The organism is [Clostridium] citroniae WAL-17108, assembly GCF_000233455.1.
Taxonomy (GTDB): domain Bacteria; phylum Bacillota; class Clostridia; order Lachnospirales; family Lachnospiraceae; genus Enterocloster; species Enterocloster citroniae.
In genome coordinates, this window is record NZ_JH376431.1 from 17,224 (window position 1) to 35,399 (window position 18,176).

The following is an 18,176-nucleotide window of genomic DNA, read 5'->3' on the forward strand; positions in this document are numbered from 1 at the left end:
GTAGCCTCCCTGGCCCTGGGGCCTGTTGCCCTGGTAGCCGCCTTCACGGTTGCCCTGGTAGCCTCCCTGGCCCTGGGGCCTGTTGCCCTGGTAGCCGCCTTCGCGGTTGCCCTGGTAGCCTCCCTGGCCCTGAGGTCTGTTGCCCTGGTAGCCGCCTTCGCGGTTGCCCTGGTAGCCTCCCTGGCGGTTGCCCTGATAGCCGCCTTCACGGTTACCTTGGTAACCTCCCTGGCGGTTGCCCTGATAGCCGCCTTCACGGTTGCCCTGGTAGCCGCCTCCCTGGCGGTTGCCCTGATAGCCGCCCTCACGGTTGCCCTGGTAGCCGCCCTCACGGTTGCCCTGGTAGCCTCCCTGACGGTTGCCCTGGTAGCCTCCCTCACGGTTGCCCTGATAGCCTCCCTGACGGTTGCCCTGATAGCCTCCCTCGCGGTTGCCCTGGTAGCTTCCCTGACCCTGAGGTCTGTTGCCCTGGTAGCCGCCTTCACGGCTGCCCTGGTAACCTCCCTCGCGGTTGCCCTGATCGCCTCCCTGGGAAGGGCTCTGTGTCCTGTTATTATCCCTTGCCTCAGGCGCAACCGCAGTCTCGGCCGGATGGGCAGCGGGCGCTTCCTTTACAGCGGCCGGCTGAACTTCCTGAGCCTGAACCTGAGGACGCGGCGTCTCCTGCTGCACAGACGGTGCAGGGGCCGGCGCTTCCGCCCTGGGCGCCTGCTGCTGTGGCTGTGGTTTTGGCTGCGGCTTGGGAGGAGCAGGACGCTTGATCTGCTGCTGGGCATTCTGCGGCCTGAACACAGCCGTCAGTTTTTTCTTTCCCGCCTCAGGTCTGCCTGTGGACTCAGAAACAGTTTTAGAAGCTTCCGCCTTAGGCGCCTCCTGTTTGGACACATCTGTCCTGGGTGCTTCTGTCCTGGGTGTCTCACTTCTCGGCCCTTCTGTTTTTGGCGCTTCTGTCCTTGACATCTCAGTTCTCGGACCAGCCCCCGCCTTCTTATGATTTACAGATGATCTCACAATATTCTCCTGCTCCCTTGTAACATTGGATGCAGCGTACAAAGCGGCAGCAGTATCTTTTTGTTTTATAATTTCCAATATCTCTTTACTGGTTTTACCCAGTTCATTTGCCAGTTCACTTACTCTCATTCAAACTACCTCCATTTATATTCATTAGTTCTGCCATTGACTTTGCGAACCCTGCATCTTCCACGGACAGGGATGCTCGAAACTCCTGACCGATGGCGTGCCCCAGTTCATCCTTTGTTCCAAACAGATAGATTGGGACTTTATAGTGAGTGCACATATTGGTAAACATTTTCTTCGTATTATCCGAAGCTTCTTCCGATACGATTACCATTTGCGACCTTCCGCTCTTTACAGATTTCTCCGTCGAAAATTCTCCGCTGACCACTTTCCTTGCCCTCTTTGCAAGGCCAAGCAGGCTTAGCAGCTTTTTGCTATTTACCAAGCTCTTCCATCTCCTTTTCCAGAGTCTCATATACCTCTTTTGGAATGGGCATTTTAAAGGACCGATCCAACCCCTTGCTTTTCACGGCCTTTTTCAGGCATTCCATCGATGGGCACAGGTAAGCGCCTCTGCCGTTCTTACGGCCGGTGGCATCTAACACAATCTCATCTTCGGCGGTTTTTATAACTCTTATCATTTCTTTCTTGCTCTTCATCTCCTGACAGCCTATGCACTGTCTGAGCGGAACTTTTTTCATGCTCACATACATCACTCCTAATCTTTTCAGAGTATCCCTATTCCTGTTCGTTTACGTCTTCCTGGTAGTCCTCTTGATATTCCTGGTAGTTTTCCGGCTCCTCATACGTTTCTTCCTCAAAGCTTGCAGCCGGTGTGTCTCCGTACTGGAGGCCCATCTGCTCAAAGAGCCCCATCTCCCTTGCCTGTGTCTCGCTCTTGATGTCGATCTTAAAGCCTGTAAGCCTTGCAGCCAGCCTTGCGTTCTGGCCTTCCTTGCCAATGGCCAGGGACAGCTGGTAATCCGGCACGATCACCTGTGCCTCCCGCGCTTCCTCGTCAGCCACCACACAGATCACCTTGGCCGGGCTCAGCGCATTCTCGATCAGGTACGCGGGATTGTCGTCCCAGTTGATAATATCAATCTTCTCTCCACGCAGTTCGCTTACAATGGAGTTGACCCTTGCACCGTTAAGGCCCACGCATGCGCCCACGGGATCCACATTGGAATCGTTGGATTTTACAGCGATCTTTGTTCTGGAACCTGCTTCCCTGGCAATGGCCTTGATCTCCACCGTGCCGTCACGCACCTCCGCAACTTCAGATTCAAACAGGCGCTTTACAAGGTCCGGATGGGTTCTGGAAACGGAAACCCTGGGTCCCTTTGGAGTATCCTTCACCTCGATCACGTATACCTTGATACGCTCGGTGGGGCGGAACGTCTCTCCCTTTACCTGCTCGCTCTCATTTAAGATCGCGTCCACTCTTCCCAGATTAATACTCACGTTCCTGCCCAGATAGCGCTGGACGATACCTGTCATAACATCCTTTTCCTTGGTATAATACTCATTGTAAAGGACCTTGCGCTCTTCCTCACGGATCTTCTGCAGGATCACGTTCTTTGCGTTCTGAGTGGCGATACGGCCAAACTTCTTGGAATCCAGGGGGATCTGCACCGTGTCTCCCACCTCATACTTTGGGCTCAGCATTTTGGCATCCGCCAAGCTGATCTCCAGGATATCGTCTTCCACGTTCTCTACAACGGTCTTCTCAGCATATACGGCAAAATCACAGGTGTTTGGATTCACTGTGACCTTTACGTTATCGGCTTTTCCAAAATGGTTCTTACAGGCAGTGAGCAGGGAGTTTTCGATCGCTTCGATCAGTGTATCCTTGGCGATATTCTTCTCCTTTTCCAAAACCTCCATTGCCTCCAACAGTTCCTTGTTCATGTTTATCCTCCTATCCATGCCTGGGCATGTGAATTAAAAATGCTTAAAAATCCAGTGCCAGCCGTATAAGGGCAATGTCCGGCTTCTCAAATACCATGAGGCTGCCGTCTTCCATGGTCAGCGTCACAGTATTTTCATCATATGCACTTAAGGCACCTGTAAATTCCTTCTGCTTATCAATCTGACGATACAGGCGCACATCCACATCCTTGCCCATGCTTCTGATAAAGTCCTTCTCTTTTTTCAGAGGACGGCCCAGACCCGGTGAACTGACTTCCAGGATATAGCTTTCATCAATAAAATCTTCTTTATCCAGCCATTCGCCTAACTTTCTGCTGATGACCTCGCAGTCGTCCACAGCGATCCCGCCTTCCTTATCAATATAAGCCCTGAGGTACCAGGTACCTGCTTCCCTTACATATTCCACATCCACAAGTTCAAAATGATGCTCATCCATCAGCGGAAGGAGGTATTTTTCTACTCTGCTCTCATAATTTTCCTTTTTTCCCATCCTTACACCACCTTTCTGATTCTACTCAAAACGAAAGAGTGGACCGGCGTCCACTCTTTATCAGTAATCTACATTAGTTATCGTATACACTATACCATCATGTTCCGGTAAATGCAAGCATTTTCAAGGATTTTGTTGAAATATTCCTGTAAATTAAAGCATTGCACGTCCTCTGCACCAGGTCTGGATCACACTGTAATCGTCATCCAGCACCACCAGGTCTCCATCGCATCCGGCTGCGATCCTGCCTTTTCGTTTATCCACCCCCAGGCACCTGGCAGGATTAATGGTACAGGAATTGACAGCGGTGTCAAAGGGAACCATGGCTTCCTCCACCAGGATCCTAAGTCCCCGGTTCATGTTCAGGGTGCTTCCCGCAATGGTGTCAGATCCCTTCAGCCGTGCCAGTCCGTCATCCCCGATCTCGATGTCGTGCCCTCCCAGCTGGTACTGTCCTCCCGGAGGGCAGTGCTTTGCGCGCAGGGAATCGCTGATCATAATGGAATAATCCCGTCCCTTGGAATGGAAGAAATTGTTAAGGGCAGCCAGGTGGGAATGGCAGCCATCGCATATGATCTCGCCGTAAATGTCCCTGACCCTCAAAGCAGTTCCCACCAGCCCCGGCTTGCGATGATGGTACGGCGTCATGCCGTTGTACACATGGGTCATGGAGGTTGCGCCATTGGCAATTCCCAAAAGAGCCTGCTCATAGGTGGCCGCGGAATGCCCCATGCTCACCACCACGCCGTGGGTGGAACAATATCTTGTGAGCGCATGGTCCGGATCACGCTCCGGAGCCAAAGTGATATACTTGATCAGCCCCCCGGCCGCCGCCTGATACCGTTTAAACTGTTCCACAGAGGCAGTGGCAATGGCTTCCGGAGGCTGGGCCCCCTTGTACTCCATGTCCAAGAACGGGCCTTCAAAATGGATCCCCAGGATCTCTGCGCCCTCATAGCCTTCTTCCACCACGGCAGCCACATTTGCAACCGCCTTTGTAAGCACCTCCGGCATCTGGGTCACGGTGGTGGGCAGAATAGAGGTGACCCCCTCCTCAGGAATGCGCTTCATCCAGTTTCTCAATCCCTCCGGCTCTCCGTCATTGGTATCAAAATCATAAGCCCCATGGGTGTGGATATCAATAAATCCCGGAAGGATCCTCTTGTCCCCGTAATCATGGTCCACAGGTCCTGTACCGTAATTGTAAATGCGTTCAATGGTTCCCTTTTCAATCTCCAGCTGCGCTGCCACAAACTGGCCTCCTATCCAAATCCTCTTACCCTGAATCCTCATATCATCTTCTCCTTTCTCTTTCTTTCCCTTTGATACCCTCAGCGGACAAGGGAGTACACGGTTTTGCACCACAGATTTGCGATTCTGCGGCGTTACTGTCTCCGGGCGTAGCCGACTGACGTTAACGCGGCCAGCCGCCAAAAGACGGCGGTTGGGGCGTGTGTGCCCTTGTTCACTGAGGGTACTCCCACCTCTATTATTTATATCCTTAGTTTATATCCTTTGAGTACAGTATAACACGTTAGAAATATTTTTCAATATAGTTCTTAAAATAAAAATATTTTTTATTATCTTTACACACACAGGTTTTCACCGAAAAGGAACGGACATGATACAAAAAAGGAACCATGACCAGTGACCGCATACCTGCCGGACCACTGTTTATGGTTCCCTTTCATTTCTGCTTATATTCCTTTTCGGTCCAGAAGAGCGGCTATGTGCGGAAAGGGTTCCAGACTGCGCCGCAGGATCCCATGTATATATGCAATGGTGATCCCATAATTGGTCATGGGTACGCACTGATCCCGGGCGCATTTCATCCTGTACTTCATCTCCCGCTCATTGAGCATGCATCCGCCGCAGTGGATGATCAAACGGTAGCCGCCCAGGTCGTCCGGAAATTCCGTTCCTGATGTAAATACAAATTCAGGTTCTGTTCCCGTAAAACCCTGTATCCAGGACGGAAGCTTCACCGTACCTATGTCACCGCACTGCCTGTGGTGTGTACACCCCTCTGATACCAGTATCCGGTCCCCTTTTCCTATGTGATCCAGAGCCGTCACGCCCTCCACCAGCTGTTCCAGATCCCCTTTATATCTGGCAAAAAGGATGGAAAAAGAAGTCAAAAGAATATCCTTTGGCGTATCTGCAGAAACCCTGGCAAATACCTGGCTGTCCGTGATCACCATTTTGGGCTTCTTCCCCAGCGCCGGCAGCACCCCTGCCAGTTCATTTTCCTTAAGGACAATGGCAGTCGCATCCGCTTCCAGGATATCGCGTATGGTCTGCTGCTGGGGCAGGATCAGCCGTCCCTTGGGAGCAGCCTTGTCAATGGGCACTACCAGCACTGCAAAATCCTGTGGTTCCAGCAGATCTCCCACAATCCTGCGGCTGTTCTCCCGGATCTTTCCCAGTGCGGCCAGGCACTCCTTAAGATCGGCGATCCCCTGACCGGTCAAGGCACTGACTTTTACCAGCGGGAGGCTTTGTTTCCAATCCACCTGCCCAGGATCTTCCTGTTCCAGGTCCATCTTGTTACAGACGATCACACAGGGGATCCGCTTTTCCTCTATGCGTTTTAAAAGGGAGCTGTCCTCAGGCGTCATGCCATGGCAATGGTCCACCACCAGGACAGCCACATCCGTCTTGTTCAGCACCTGATAGCTTTTCCTGACACGCAGGCTGCCCAGCTCCCCCTCATCATCGATCCCCGGAGTGTCGATCATCATCACAGGTCCCAGGGGAAGCAGCTCCATGGCCTTGTACACAGGGTCCGTGGTGGTTCCCTTCACATTAGAGACCACAGCCAGATTCTGGCCCGTGACAGCATTGAGCACGCTGGACTTGCCTGCATTTCTCCTTCCAAAGAACCCAATATGGACCCGATCCGATGCCGGTGTGTTATTCATTCCCATACGCTTTTGCTCCTCTTTTCCTTTTTCATTCGTAACTGTTTAAGGACGGCTCATCTTCTTGGCCGAAAAGCTGATACCCAACTGTTACTTTCATTATTATATTGCATATTACTACAGCCCCCATGGGCTGTCAATCCCCGGAAAGGAATTCTCTTTGTCGGACCTTTTCCGGAGCATAGGCGCGCCGGGGCATAGGTGCACCGGGGCGCATTGGGATCCAGGGCGGAAAAACCCCTGCCCGGGGCATCTCAAACCGCAGGCAGGGGAATGGGGCACACATGTTCTCCTTTATAATCCGCTCTCAATTTTCTGCCGTTTGATCCCATGCTTTTCGGCAAAGCCGGTAAGGATCATGGTCAGCGCTCCGTCTCCTGTTACGTTACAGGCTGTTCCGAAGCTGTCCTGCAGGGCAAAAATAGTGAGCATCAGGGCTGTTCCCGTCTCATTAAACCCGAGAACGCCTGTAATCAGGCCCAGGGACGCCATTACCGTACCGCCCGGAACGCCAGGCGCACCAATGGCAAATACTCCCAGGAGGGCACAGAACAAAAGCATGGTTCCCGTGGACGGGATATAACCGTAAAGTATCTTAGATATTGTCATAACAAAGAACACCTCCGTGAGCACGGAGCCGCACAGATGGATGTTGGCAAACAACGGGATGCCAAAATCCACCATATCATCCCTCAGAGGAGGCTGGGATTTCTTTGCACAGCGCAGAGCAACCGCCAGGGTTGCTGCGGAGGACATGGTTCCCACAGCCGTAATATAGGCCGGCCCGTAATTCTTGATCACATCCATGGGGTTCTTGCCTGAATATGCTCCGCCGATGGCGTACAGCAGGGCCATCCAGATATAGTGCCCGATCATGACAATGACGACCACCTGGATAAATACGGGCAGCTGTTTTGTTATGGTTCCTTCATATGACAATGCACAGAAGGTGAAAGCGATAAATACAGGAAGAATGGGAATAACAACTTTTGTTACAACGGACAGTACGATCTGCTGGAATTCCTCCAGGACATCTGTGATCACCCTTGCTTTGGTCCACGTGGCAGCCAGGCCCAAAAGCAGTGAAAAGATCAGGGCGCTCATCACCGGCATGATCTGGGGAATGTCCAGCTGGAACACGATCTCAGGCAGTTCCTTCAGCCCCTCCACCTCTGTGGCAATGGAAAGGTGGGGGATTATAAGATAGCCTGCCACCATGGAAAACAGCGCAGCGCCGATAGATGAAATATACGCAATTGAAACAGCAACTCCCAGCATTTTGGACGCATTATTCCCAAGCCTTGTAATGGAGGGAGCAATGAATCCAATGATGATCAACGGAACGCAGAATACGATCACCTGGTTCAGTATGTATTTGATCGTTACAATGACATGCATAAGACCTTCGCCGGAAACCTGGCCAATGACAATACCCAGAATAACCCCCAACAGTAATCGGAACGGTAAACTACTTGTTATTTTTTTCATACCTATTCTCCAATCATAATTTTTATGATCCCTTCGCCGGTCTCCCTCATCCCTTTATTTCCAGGCAGACCAACATTCTTACGTGTTGCCTCGACACCACTTGTCACAATGCCGCCTTCTCTGGTGTAACCTCAGCCATCACCTCCCTTTCCTTTTGTGGATTCCCTGCCACGATCCGGTCCGCTGCCAAAATTCCCTTTCAGTGATCTGTATTGGGAATCCGGTTACTAAAAGAGTACCACATTTTATGCCCCCAGGTCAATGTCTGTATCATTACATGTTTCCCTGTTTAAGATTCCCTTATCTACCGGGGTATCTATTGTAAGTATATACATCTGCGGGTATAAGGTGAACCATAAAACCGTAATAAATAACTGCAGGGCTGCCGGACAACAGGAAACGGTCCGCAGCTCCGGGGAGTTTTTGAAAAAAACCTGAAAAACTTGGAATTTATATATCTGCGCTTTACATTTCCCCACCCATATTGTTATAATAAAAACATATAGCAGAAAAAAATGGTATGAAAATTTGTTATATCGCATGGAGGTAAGGGATGGAGCAGAACCTATCACAATATAAGATATTCTATGAGGTGGCAAAAGCCGGCAATATTTCCAAAGCCGCTAAAGAACTCTATATCAGCCAGCCGGCCATCAGCAAGGCCATCAGCAAGCTGGAAGACAGCCTGGGACTTTCCCTGTTTACCCGCAGCTCCAGGGGCGTGCAGCTCACCGCGGAGGGGGAGATCCTGTTCGAGCACACCAGGGAAGCATTTGATGCTTTGGAGCGGGGTGAATCCGAGTTAAAGAGGATCCAGGAGTTCGATATCGGCCATTTGCGCATTGGGGTGAGCAACACCTTGTGCAAGTATATCCTGCTTCCCTATTTAAAAACCTTTATTGACCAGTACCCCCACATGAAGGTGACCATAGAAAGCCAGTCCACGGCCCAGACCCTGACACGTCTGGAACAGCAGAAAATCGATCTGGGACTTGTGGCCGAACCCTCCGTGCGCAGGGATCTGGCATTCATACCAGTAATGGACATACAGGATATCTTTGTCACCACACCCTCTTATCTGGAGAACCTGTACTTAAGAGAGGGACAGGATACCAATATTTTTGAGACCGGCAACATCATGCTTCTGGATACCAGCAACATGACGCGCCACCATGTGGATGAGTACATGTCCGATAACAATATCATACCCAGGCAGGTGCTGGAGGTGACCACCATGGACCTGCTCATTGAGTTTGCAAAAATCGGTCTGGGGATCGGGTGCGTGATCAAGGAACTGATCCAAAAGGAACTGGACAACGGCATTCTGGTGGAGATCCCCCTGGAAATCCCCATTCACAGAAGGACCATTGGTTTTTCCTACCATCCGGCCAACCAGGCCCTGGCTTTGAGAACATTTTTGGAGTTCTTATACTAAAGTTCAGGCAGTCAAAAGGCGGTTCCTCCCATGCCGGGGAGAAACCGCCTTTTATACATTACATACTCATACCCACAATTTTATCGTTTCTTCTATGGCCTTTTACCTATGTAACCACTGTCCCGATGCCGGCAATTAGTTATTGATCAGCTTATCGGTGTCATTCCAGCTGTACAGCTTTCTCAGCTCAGAGCCAACCTTTTCAAGCGGCTGGGCAGCTTCGTTCTTTCTCATGGCATTAAAATGAGGACAGCCTACCTGGTTCTCTGTGAGCCAGTCTTTTGCAAAAGTACCGTCCTGGATATCGGACAGGATCTTCTTCATGGCCTTCTTTGTCTCATCTGTCACAATCTTTGGTCCGGTGATGTAATCGCCGTACTCTGCCGTGTTGGAGATGGAATATCTCATACCGGCAAAGCCGCTCTCATAAATCAGGTCAACAATCAGCTTCATCTCATGCACACACTCAAAATATGCATTCTCAGGAGCATAACCGGCTTCAACCAGGGTCTCAAATCCGGCTTTCATCAGAGCGCACACGCCGCCGCACAGAACAGCCTGCTCTCCAAAGAGGTCTGTCTCTGTCTCTACCTTAAAGGTAGTCTCCAGGATACCGGCCCTTGCGCCGCCGATCCCCTGACCATAGGCCAGAGCCATATCGGTTGCCTTGCCTGTTGCATCCTGATGTACCGCGATCAGACATGGGGTTCCTCTGCCTCTCTGATATTCGCTTCTTACCGTGTGGCCCGGAGCCTTTGGCGCGATCATGGTCACATCCACATCCTTAGGCGGAACGATCTGTCCGAAATGGATGGCAAAACCGTGAGCAAACATCAGCATCATGCCTGGACGCAGGTTTGGAGCGATGGACTCTTTATACATAGCCGCCTGCTTTTCGTCATTGATAAGGATCATAATAACATCGGCTTTCTTGGTTGCCTCTGCTGCCGTATATACTTCAAAGCCCTGCTCCTCGGCCTTTTTCCAGGAACGGCTTCCCTCATACAGACCTACAATTACATTGCAGCCTGACTCCTTTAAATTTAATGCATGTGCATGTCCCTGGCTGCCGTAACCGATGACAGCGATGGTCTTGCCTTCCAGTAATGATAAATTACAATCTTCCTGATAATAAATCTTTGGCATTGCTCTCTTCCTCCTTGATTCCTTTGAAAATGTATATGTTAAGGCAACAAAACCGACGACTCTCAGTCCGCCCTTGGCCGCCCCCTTAAGCTCTTATTTACCGCAACCGATCCCTACGGAAGCATCCTGATATCTTCAGCGCCGCGCTCAAGTCCGGTCAGACCGGTACGGGCCAGTTCCAAGATCTCATAATCTTCCAGCAGATTGATGAGCGCGTCCAGCTTGGACTGGTCGCCTGTCAGCATGACTGTCAGGGAGTCCTTGCCCACATCCACGATGGTTGCACGGAATATGCTGGAAATAGCGCTGACCGACTGGCGGTCCGAAGCATTGGCCTTCACCTTGACCATCATCAGTTCCCTGTACACGGAACGGTCCGGCTTTAACTCCTTGATATCCCTTACATCCTCCAGTTTGTTTAACTGGTTCTTGATCTGCTCCAGAACAGTCTGATCACCCAGGGAGACCACGGTCATCCTGGAATACCGCGGGTCTGCGGTGACACCAACGGTCAGGCTTTCAATATTGTAACCACGGCGGCTGAACAGTCCGGCCACCCGGGCCAGCACGCCGGCAGTATTGTCTACAAGCAGCGATAACACGATTCTGTCATCCATATAATCCCACCCTCTCATCATGGTTCAGGCAGTTATGGTCCTGCCCTTTCCATATAGTAATTTCAATCATAACAACCATTGTTCTATTTGTCAATTGCATAATAGGAATGGTTATTATGAGTTTTAGTTATACTAGTACCTTTATTAAAGGGACAAAAGAAACTGTTCAAGTTCTGAAACAGTTTCAACCACATGGGCGGCCCGGCAGTCTTCCATCTCCTGACGGCTCCCATATCCGTAGAGCACGCCTACACATTCCATGCCGCACTCCCTGGCTCCCAGCACATCATGTTCCCGGTCCCCCACCATCACGGCATTGTCCACCGCCTCTTTTTGTAGGCCCAGGCCGCTGGACTCCAGCACATACCGGATCACATCACCCTTCCTGCACCTTGTCTCATCCAAATTGGCTCCGCCGATAAAATCAAAGTACTCTGCCAGTTTAAAATGCTCAAGTATTTTCACTGCAAATTCCTCAGGCTTGGAGGTGGCCACCAGCAGGGTTTTGCCCGCGTCCTTTAGGGCCTGGAGCATTTCCCTGATTCCGGGATATTCCTTGTTCTCATACCATCCCTGCCTGCTGAAATACTCCCGGTATATGAGCACGCCCTCCCAGGCCTGCTCATCGGAAAAGCCATAAAACTTCTTATAGCTGTCCGTCAGGGGCGGCCCGATAAAGGGGCAAAGGGAATCCAGGTCCTCCACCTGGATCCCGTAATGGTTCAGGGCATAACACACGGATTTCGTGATCCCCTCTTTGGGGTCTGTCAGTGTTCCGTCCAAATCAAATAATATATGAGTCTTATGATCCATCCGTTTCTCCCATTCCGTTATATTTTCCCGTCCTTAAACGCTTTCATCATCTCATGTCCCACGCTGATATAAGGTCCGTATTCCACGATCTCATCCCGTGTAAACCATCCGGCCTCCGAGAGTTCGTCCTCCTCCAGGCGTATGGTATCGTCCCCGTCCAGCTCCGCCGTAAATCCGATCATCTCCGTGTCTGAGAATGCCCAGGGCTGGCTCTTATAATAGCGTATGTTCTTTACCTTCAGTCCCACTTCCTCCATCACTTCCCTGCGCACGCAGTCCTCAAAGGTCTCACCGATCTCCACAAATCCGGCGATCAGAGCGTAATTGCGGTAAGTCCCCCTTGCATACCTGGACATGAGGAGTTTGTCCTTGTTTTTAATAGCCACAATTATGGCCGGACTGATCTTAGGATATTCCGTCTGTCCGCACTCAGGGCAGACCATGGCCCGTTCCTTTTCACTGGGCGCCATCTTCTGCCCGCAGCCCCCGCAGTACTTCCTGCTCTGGAGCCATCTGTAAAGCTGGCTGCCCGTTATCCCTGCAAACGCCTGATAAAGGGGTTCAAAGGTCCTGAAAACCGGCAGTCCTTCCATGACGTAACCGCCGAACTCCGGCACCTTCATATCCGTCACCAGATAGTAGGCCCTGTCGTCAATACAGAACAGATACCTGGCCCCAGGCCTCACATCCTCCTCGTCCAAAAGATCCCTGAAGGTAGGGATCACGTACCCCTCCCCCTGCCGTAAAAGCATAACCTTATTGTACTCATAATGGAGGACAAAGTCCTGTTCCTCCGGCGCCTTTTTGCGGAATGTGGGATCATATGTATGAGGCGCTATATCCTGTATCATAGATTATATCATCTTCCTTTCCAAGTCCTTTTCGGGTTTGATGTCTATTGTATCACAGGATCGGAGGGTTGTAAAAGAGATAATTGGGATTTAATTGGCTGAAAGGATAGGCGCCAGTCCGTGAAGAGAATGGGGACGGGACGGGGGGAGGGTACGGCTTCTGGGCCGGCAGGTCACAGACCTGCGCGCCCCTCCTTAATCGTGTATTACTACGTTTAGTTTTTTGCGGATTCCAAGGCTCAAGATTCCCAGTATGGATTTGCCGTCCACCATGCAGCTGCCGCAGCATACGTCCACGTCCTGGGGGTACTGCTCTACGCGGTTTACAAACTGTTTGACGTCCTCTATTGTATTAAATGTAATTTCCTTTGTTGTCATAAAAAACCTCCTGTATCTAATACGGCTTATGTTATGGGCCGTATTTTTATTGATACAGGAAGTTTTCCCCTTTTAAAAAGGTTTATACCGTTCCAGCTTTTTCCAGAAAGGTTTTATTTTCCACCTGGCCAGGGAGCTGAAAAAATAGTAGTAGATGATAAAGCACACGCTGGTCAGGCTCCAGGTCAGGGGGTAGCAGAAGGCTGCGCCAATGATGTTGTGGAAATGGGGCAGGGCAAACATGATCCAGAGCACGCGTACACCGCAGATCCCCACACCGGTGATGATCAGGGGCATCCATGCATCTCCCACGCCTCTCAGCGTACCGGACAGTATCTCGATGGCAATATATGTGATAAAGGTGGGGACCATAAAATGCAGCAGCCGGATGCTGATCTCCTGGACCTGGGGATCTGTTGTAAACATAAGTACCAGATAATGGCCCCAGTGATACAGGGCGGCACCGGCCATGGTTGTCATTACCGCTCCCACCACCATACAGGCTCCGGCGCCTTTCCTCACACGGTCGATCCGGCCCGCACCGTAATTCTGTCCCACAAAGGTGGTGGCCGCAATCCCAAGGGCATTGATCATCATCCAGAACAGGCCGTCCACCTTTCCGTAGGTGGCCCATGCCGTCACATTGTCTGTTCCCAGTGTGTTCACGCCTGCCTGGATGATAATATTGGAGATATTGTACATAATGGACTGCATTCCCGCAGGGATTCCGATCCGCACGATCCGCCTCAGCATCCTTTGGTCGATCCTGACCTTCTTCCACTCCAGCTTGTAGGTGTCCTCTGTCTTCATCAGGGTCCATACCACCAGGACAGCGCTGAGAAGCTGTGACGCGATGGTGGCAATGGCGGCACCGGCCACACCGATCTTCAGGACAGCCACCAGAAGCACATCCAGCACAATGTTCACAAAGCAGCTGGCGATCAGAAAATACAGAGGGCGCTTGGAGTCTCCCACCGCCCTGAGGATACCTGCTCCCATATTGTAGATCAGGTTGGGGATGGTGCCTATGAAATAGATCCTGAGATAGATCATGGAAGGCTGCATAACATCCTCCGGGGTCTTCATTGCCTCCAGCGCCCAGTAGGAGCCCAGGATTCCCAGAATCATCATGATGATTCCGCCCATGACGGAAAAGGCAATGGATGTATGTACGGCCCAGTGCACCTTATCCGCCTTTCTGGCGCCATAGTACTGGGAAATGACCACCGTGGCGCCGCTGGACAGGCCCACAAAAAACCTACCAGCAGGTTGATCAGCACACTGGTACTGCCTCCCACTGCCGCCAGGGCTTCCTTGCCCACAAAACGGCCAACCACAATGGCGTCCGCCGTATTATACAGCTGTTGAAAGAATGTTCCGAACAGAATCGGAAAAAAGAACAGCAGCAGCTGTCCGAAAATACTCCCCTCCGTAATACGGTTTTTGGTGCTTACCTCCTGTGCCATACCTGTTCCTCGCTTCTCCATGGAATTCTTTTTCAGATAAAATAGCACCCATCAGTCAAACAAAGCTGATGGGCACTACTGTTAATTCTCATATTATATCAATTTTCCTCGTTTGTCTACCGGAATTTACTCAGCCCCTTCATCCTTGGCAGCTATTTCCGCAATAGACTTTACCATCCCTGCGATCCCTTGGATATCGGAAGGGATAATGATCTTGTTGGCCTTTCCGTTGGCAGCTGCCTGGAAGGCTTCCAGACTCTTCAGCTGAAGCACCGCGTTGTCCGCTCCCGCTTCCTTGATAAAACGGATGCCGTCCGCTGTTGCCTGCTGAACGCTGCGGATGGCCTCCGCCTGGCCCTGCGCCTCCTTGATCTTCTTTTCCTTTTCAGCTTCCGCCCGAAGGATGGCTGCTTCCTTTTCAGCTTCCGCGTTAAGCACTGCGGATTCCTTGTTGCCTTCCGCCACCAGGATCATGGACCGCTTCTCACCCTCTGCGCGGAGAATGGACTCACGGCGTTCACGCTCTGCCTTCATCTGCTTCTCCATGGCCTCCTGGATGGCTGAAGGCGGAATGATATTCTTAAGCTCCACCCTGGTCACCTTGATGCCCCAGGGGTCAGTTGCAATGTCCAATGACTCCTGCATCTTAGCATTGATCGTCTCCCTGGAAGTCAGGGTCTGGTCCAGTTCCAGATCGCCGATGATATTACGCAGCGTGGTCGCTGTCAGGTTTTCAATCGCCAGCAAGGGGCGCTCCACCCCATAGGCATACAGCTTTGGATCCGTGATGTAAAAGAACACCACGGTGTCGATCTGCATGGTAACGTTATCCTTGGTGATCACGGGCTGGGGCGGAAAGTCCTCCACCTGCTCCTTTAAGTTCACCTTCTTGGCCACTCGGTCAATAAATGGTATCAGGAAATGGATCCCCACTCCATAAGTCCCCTGGTAAGCTCCCAGCCGCTCCACTACCAGCGCCTGTGCCTGGGGCACAACGCGGATACAGGTGGACAGGATCAACAGGATGACGATCGCGATAATGATAAATACAACAAAGCCTCCTACTGCTGCAAACATATTACTCCTCCTTTGGTTGTTCTACTCTGTGCTCGGGCTGGGCTGCCTTTACCATCAGCTTGGCGCCGCTGACGGATGTGATGACCACCACCGTGTTGGGTTCAAATGTCTCTCCCTCCACGGCAGCCCTTGCAAGCCATGTCTCTCCGGCCAGGATTGCGGTTCCTGTTCCGGCCTCGTTGTCAATGCGCCCTTTTACAACGGCCTTGCGGCCCGCAAAACTGTCCACATTGGTGTCGGTCTTTTTTCGGTGAAGATACCTGGCGGTAAACGGGCGGACCATGATGAACAGTATGAAGGATACGATCACAAATACTGCCAGCTGCGGTCTTAAGGGCGCCCCGCACACCTGGGCCACCAACGCAGCCAGGGCTCCGCCCGCAAACCAGATACTGGTAAGGGATGCGGTCATACTTTCCACTACCAGAAATACCACAAAAGCTATAAGCCATGTTACGGACATATGAAACCCCCTTTTTACGGCGTCTTTGGAGAAAATTGGTTATACTGTTATTCTACCATAGATATGTCTAAAAGCAATCAAGGGATTGTAAATTTATAATATTCTTAATATAATTGTAAACAGCCCATGGGGTCTGTTACAGTTTATTATTATATGATTTAAAATAAAGGTTATACTATGAAAAACAAAGGAAAAGAGGAATCACACATGAAACGTATTCTTATGCTGGGAACAGGCGGGACCATTGCCTGCAAGCGAACGGAAAGCGGTTTAAAACCAGTCATCACCTCGGACGAGATCCTGTCCTATGTGCCGGACAGCCGCAGTTACTGCCAGATCGACACCATCCAGATCCTGAACATAGACAGTACCAATATACAGCCGTCCCACTGGCTTACCATTGCGGCCGCCATTGAAGAACATTACGAACAGTATGACGGCTTTGTGATCACCCACGGCACGGACACCATGGCCTACACGGCCGCCGCCCTGTCTTATCTGATCCAGCATTCCCAAAAGCCCATTGTCATTACCGGAGCCCAAAAGCCCATTGACATGGAAAATACAGATGCCCGCACCAACCTGGCGGACAGCCTGTTTTTTGCCTCCTGCGACAAAGCCCATGATGTAAACATTGTATTTGACGGCAAGGCCATTGCCGGAACAAGGGGAAAGAAGGAGCGCACCAAGAGCTATAATGCATTTTCCAGTATCAATTTTCCCAATGTGGCTGTGATCCAGGAGGACCACATCATCTTTTATCTGGATGACAAGGAGAGGGACCGGGAAACTGTGAAGTTCTTCCATGAACTGGATTCCAATGTGGGACTTCTAAAGCTGATCCCCTCCATGGACGCGTCCCTTCTGGATTATATGGCCGAGCATTATGACGCTGTGATCATTGAGTCCTTTGGGGTGGGAGGCCTGCCTTCCTATGAGCAAGATGACTATTACAGGGCCATTTCCCGGTGGACCGGCCTGGGCAAAACTGTGGTAATGACCACCCAGGTCACCAACGAGGGGAGCAATATGTCTGTTTATGAGGTGGGCCGGAATATCAAACAGGAATTCGGCCTGCTGGAAGCTTACGATATGACACTGGAAGCAGTGGTGACTAAGATCATGTGGATCCTGGGCCAGACAAAAGACCCTGAGGAGATCCGCAGGCTGTTCTATGAGACCATTAACCGCGATGTTCTCTGGTACCAGGATTCCATTCATTGAGCACGGTAAATCCCAGGATCATGCAGCCTCCCGCGGCCTGCAGGGGCAAGACACGTTCGTGGAGCAGAAGGACCGATACCACCACGGCTACCAGGGGATCGATGTAGCTGAGGATGGAAGCCTCCTGTCCTCTCAGATACCGAAGGGAAGAAAAATAGATGCAGTAGCAGACACCTGTGTGGAATATCCCCACCACCAGCAGGTTCACCGTGCCTGCAAGGTCCAGGCTGCCCAGATGGGAGCCCCCTGTCAGGAACACATAGGGCATCATCACCAGTATGGCGGCAATAAACTGCAGAAAGGTCCGGTTCAGGCCGGATACATTGCGGATCCCTTTATTGAGCAGCACCACGGCCGCATAGAACAGGGCGGCCCCAAGGCCCAGAAGGATACCCAACAGGTCATTGCTTCCGCCCCCGCTGCTGACCCCTATCACCAGTACCAGACCAAAGGTGGACATGACAAAACAGAACACCTGCCTGGATGTGAGCCGTTCCCTGAACAGCAGGGTGCTGGACACGGTTATGATCACCGGAGCAAAATAATAGCTGAGCGTGGCCATGGCCACGGTGGTATACCGGTATGCCTCAAAAAGCAGGATCCAGTTCACACTCATGGCTGCCCCTGAGAGAAACAAAAGGGGCAGTTCTTTTTTTATGTCCAAAACCTTTATAAATTGTCCTGTACATGCCTGCCACAGCAAAAGGGCCGTCACTGCGATCACTGCGCGGTACAATGCCAGTTCCCCGGACGCAAGGGGTATGTTCCTCACAAACACCCCAATGGTGCCAAATGCCGCCATGGAAAATATGACTCCGAATTTTGCTTTCATTTCAAGATCCCCCAGTCCAAAATCCA

Annotated in this window: 17 protein-coding genes and 2 pseudogenes; 2 read left to right on the top strand and 17 right to left on the bottom strand. The window is 51.3% G+C overall.

Translation table 11 applies throughout. The features are described from left to right. From HMPREF9469_RS30850 to HMPREF9469_RS26985, 8 genes and pseudogenes are all read right to left on the bottom strand, one after another. Positions 1-1,140, bottom strand: a pseudogene (locus HMPREF9469_RS30850) (translation initiation factor IF-2); the annotation flags it as partial. Continuing rightward, positions 1,127-1,462, bottom strand: coding sequence for a L7Ae/L30e/S12e/Gadd45 family ribosomal protein (locus HMPREF9469_RS26955; RefSeq protein WP_007869863.1), 336 nt, complete (start codon positions 1,460-1,462; stop codon positions 1,127-1,129). The pseudogene HMPREF9469_RS30850 and the gene HMPREF9469_RS26955, both read right to left, overlap by 14 nt. Further along, positions 1,452-1,724, bottom strand: a complete 273-nt coding sequence (gene rnpM / locus HMPREF9469_RS26960) for an RNase P modulator RnpM (protein ID WP_007869864.1) — start codon at positions 1,722-1,724, stop codon at positions 1,452-1,454. The genes HMPREF9469_RS26955 and rnpM overlap by 11 nt, the downstream gene beginning before the upstream one ends. Before the next feature lie 31 nt (positions 1,725-1,755). Beyond that, positions 1,756-2,928 (bottom strand): transcription termination factor NusA, encoded by a 1,173-nt coding sequence (gene nusA / locus HMPREF9469_RS26965; protein WP_007869866.1) that lies wholly within the window; start codon positions 2,926-2,928, stop codon positions 1,756-1,758. A gap of 43 nt (positions 2,929-2,971) precedes the next feature. Beyond that, positions 2,972-3,439 (bottom strand): ribosome maturation factor RimP, encoded by a 468-nt coding sequence (locus HMPREF9469_RS26970; protein WP_007869868.1) that lies wholly within the window; start codon positions 3,437-3,439, stop codon positions 2,972-2,974. 153 nt (positions 3,440-3,592) lie between these two features. Further along, on the bottom strand, positions 3,593-4,732 hold the full coding sequence (gene nagA, locus HMPREF9469_RS26975) for an N-acetylglucosamine-6-phosphate deacetylase (RefSeq protein WP_007869870.1): 1,140 nt from the start codon (positions 4,730-4,732) through the stop codon (positions 3,593-3,595). A gap of 404 nt (positions 4,733-5,136) precedes the next feature. Next, complete coding sequence (gene hydF, locus HMPREF9469_RS26980) at positions 5,137-6,366, bottom strand: [FeFe] hydrogenase H-cluster maturation GTPase HydF (RefSeq protein ID WP_007869871.1); 1,230 nt, start codon at positions 6,364-6,366, stop codon at positions 5,137-5,139. A gap of 288 nt (positions 6,367-6,654) precedes the next feature. Further along, positions 6,655-7,848, bottom strand: a complete 1,194-nt coding sequence (locus HMPREF9469_RS26985; protein WP_007869874.1) for a dicarboxylate/amino acid:cation symporter — start codon at positions 7,846-7,848, stop codon at positions 6,655-6,657. A 553-nt stretch (positions 7,849-8,401) separates the two neighbouring features. Here HMPREF9469_RS26985 and HMPREF9469_RS26995 point away from each other — a divergent pair. Continuing rightward, positions 8,402-9,283 carry a LysR family transcriptional regulator gene (locus HMPREF9469_RS26995; RefSeq protein WP_007869877.1) on the top strand — a complete coding sequence of 294 codons (882 nt, stop codon included), beginning with the start codon at positions 8,402-8,404 and terminating at the stop codon, positions 9,281-9,283. A gap of 135 nt (positions 9,284-9,418) precedes the next feature. Here HMPREF9469_RS26995 and ilvC read toward each other — a convergent pair whose 3' ends face one another. From ilvC to HMPREF9469_RS27035, 8 genes and pseudogenes are all read right to left on the bottom strand, one after another. After that, a complete protein-coding gene (ilvC, locus tag HMPREF9469_RS27000) occupies positions 9,419-10,429 on the bottom strand; it encodes a ketol-acid reductoisomerase (RefSeq protein WP_007869879.1) in 1,011 nt (336 codons plus the stop codon). A gap of 113 nt (positions 10,430-10,542) precedes the next feature. Next, positions 10,543-11,046 (bottom strand): acetolactate synthase small subunit, encoded by a 504-nt coding sequence (ilvN, locus tag HMPREF9469_RS27005; RefSeq protein WP_007869881.1) that lies wholly within the window; start codon positions 11,044-11,046, stop codon positions 10,543-10,545. 144 nt (positions 11,047-11,190) lie between these two features. Then, entirely contained in the window at positions 11,191-11,859 is a 669-nt protein-coding gene (locus tag HMPREF9469_RS27010) for an HAD family hydrolase (protein WP_007869884.1), read from the bottom strand. Positions 11,860-11,876: 17 nt separating this feature from the next. Continuing rightward, on the bottom strand, positions 11,877-12,710 hold the full coding sequence (gene nudC, locus HMPREF9469_RS27015; RefSeq protein ID WP_007869888.1) for an NAD(+) diphosphatase: 834 nt from the start codon (positions 12,708-12,710) through the stop codon (positions 11,877-11,879). Between the two features lie 195 nt (positions 12,711-12,905). After that, positions 12,906-13,088 (bottom strand): HPr family phosphocarrier protein, encoded by a 183-nt coding sequence (locus HMPREF9469_RS27020; protein WP_007869891.1) that lies wholly within the window; start codon positions 13,086-13,088, stop codon positions 12,906-12,908. A gap of 72 nt (positions 13,089-13,160) precedes the next feature. Next, positions 13,161-14,554, bottom strand: a pseudogene (locus HMPREF9469_RS27025) (MATE family efflux transporter). Positions 14,555-14,680: 126 nt separating this feature from the next. After that, positions 14,681-15,631 carry an SPFH domain-containing protein gene (locus tag HMPREF9469_RS27030; RefSeq protein ID WP_007869897.1) on the bottom strand — a complete coding sequence of 317 codons (951 nt, stop codon included), beginning with the start codon at positions 15,629-15,631 and terminating at the stop codon, positions 14,681-14,683. Position 15,632: 1 nt separating this feature from the next. After that, on the bottom strand, positions 15,633-16,094 hold the full coding sequence (locus HMPREF9469_RS27035; protein ID WP_007869900.1) for an NfeD family protein: 462 nt from the start codon (positions 16,092-16,094) through the stop codon (positions 15,633-15,635). 207 nt (positions 16,095-16,301) lie between these two features. Here HMPREF9469_RS27035 and HMPREF9469_RS27040 point away from each other — a divergent pair, with 207 nt between their 5' ends. Then, positions 16,302-17,318: an asparaginase gene (locus tag HMPREF9469_RS27040; RefSeq protein ID WP_007869902.1), complete on the top strand. Its 1,017-nt coding sequence runs from the start codon at positions 16,302-16,304 to the stop codon at positions 17,316-17,318. Here HMPREF9469_RS27040 and HMPREF9469_RS27045 read toward each other — a convergent pair. After that, positions 17,278-18,150: a DMT family transporter gene (locus HMPREF9469_RS27045; protein WP_007869905.1), complete on the bottom strand. Its 873-nt coding sequence runs from the start codon at positions 18,148-18,150 to the stop codon at positions 17,278-17,280. The genes HMPREF9469_RS27040 and HMPREF9469_RS27045 overlap by 41 nt on opposite strands. Between the last annotated feature and the right edge of the window lie 26 nt (positions 18,151-18,176).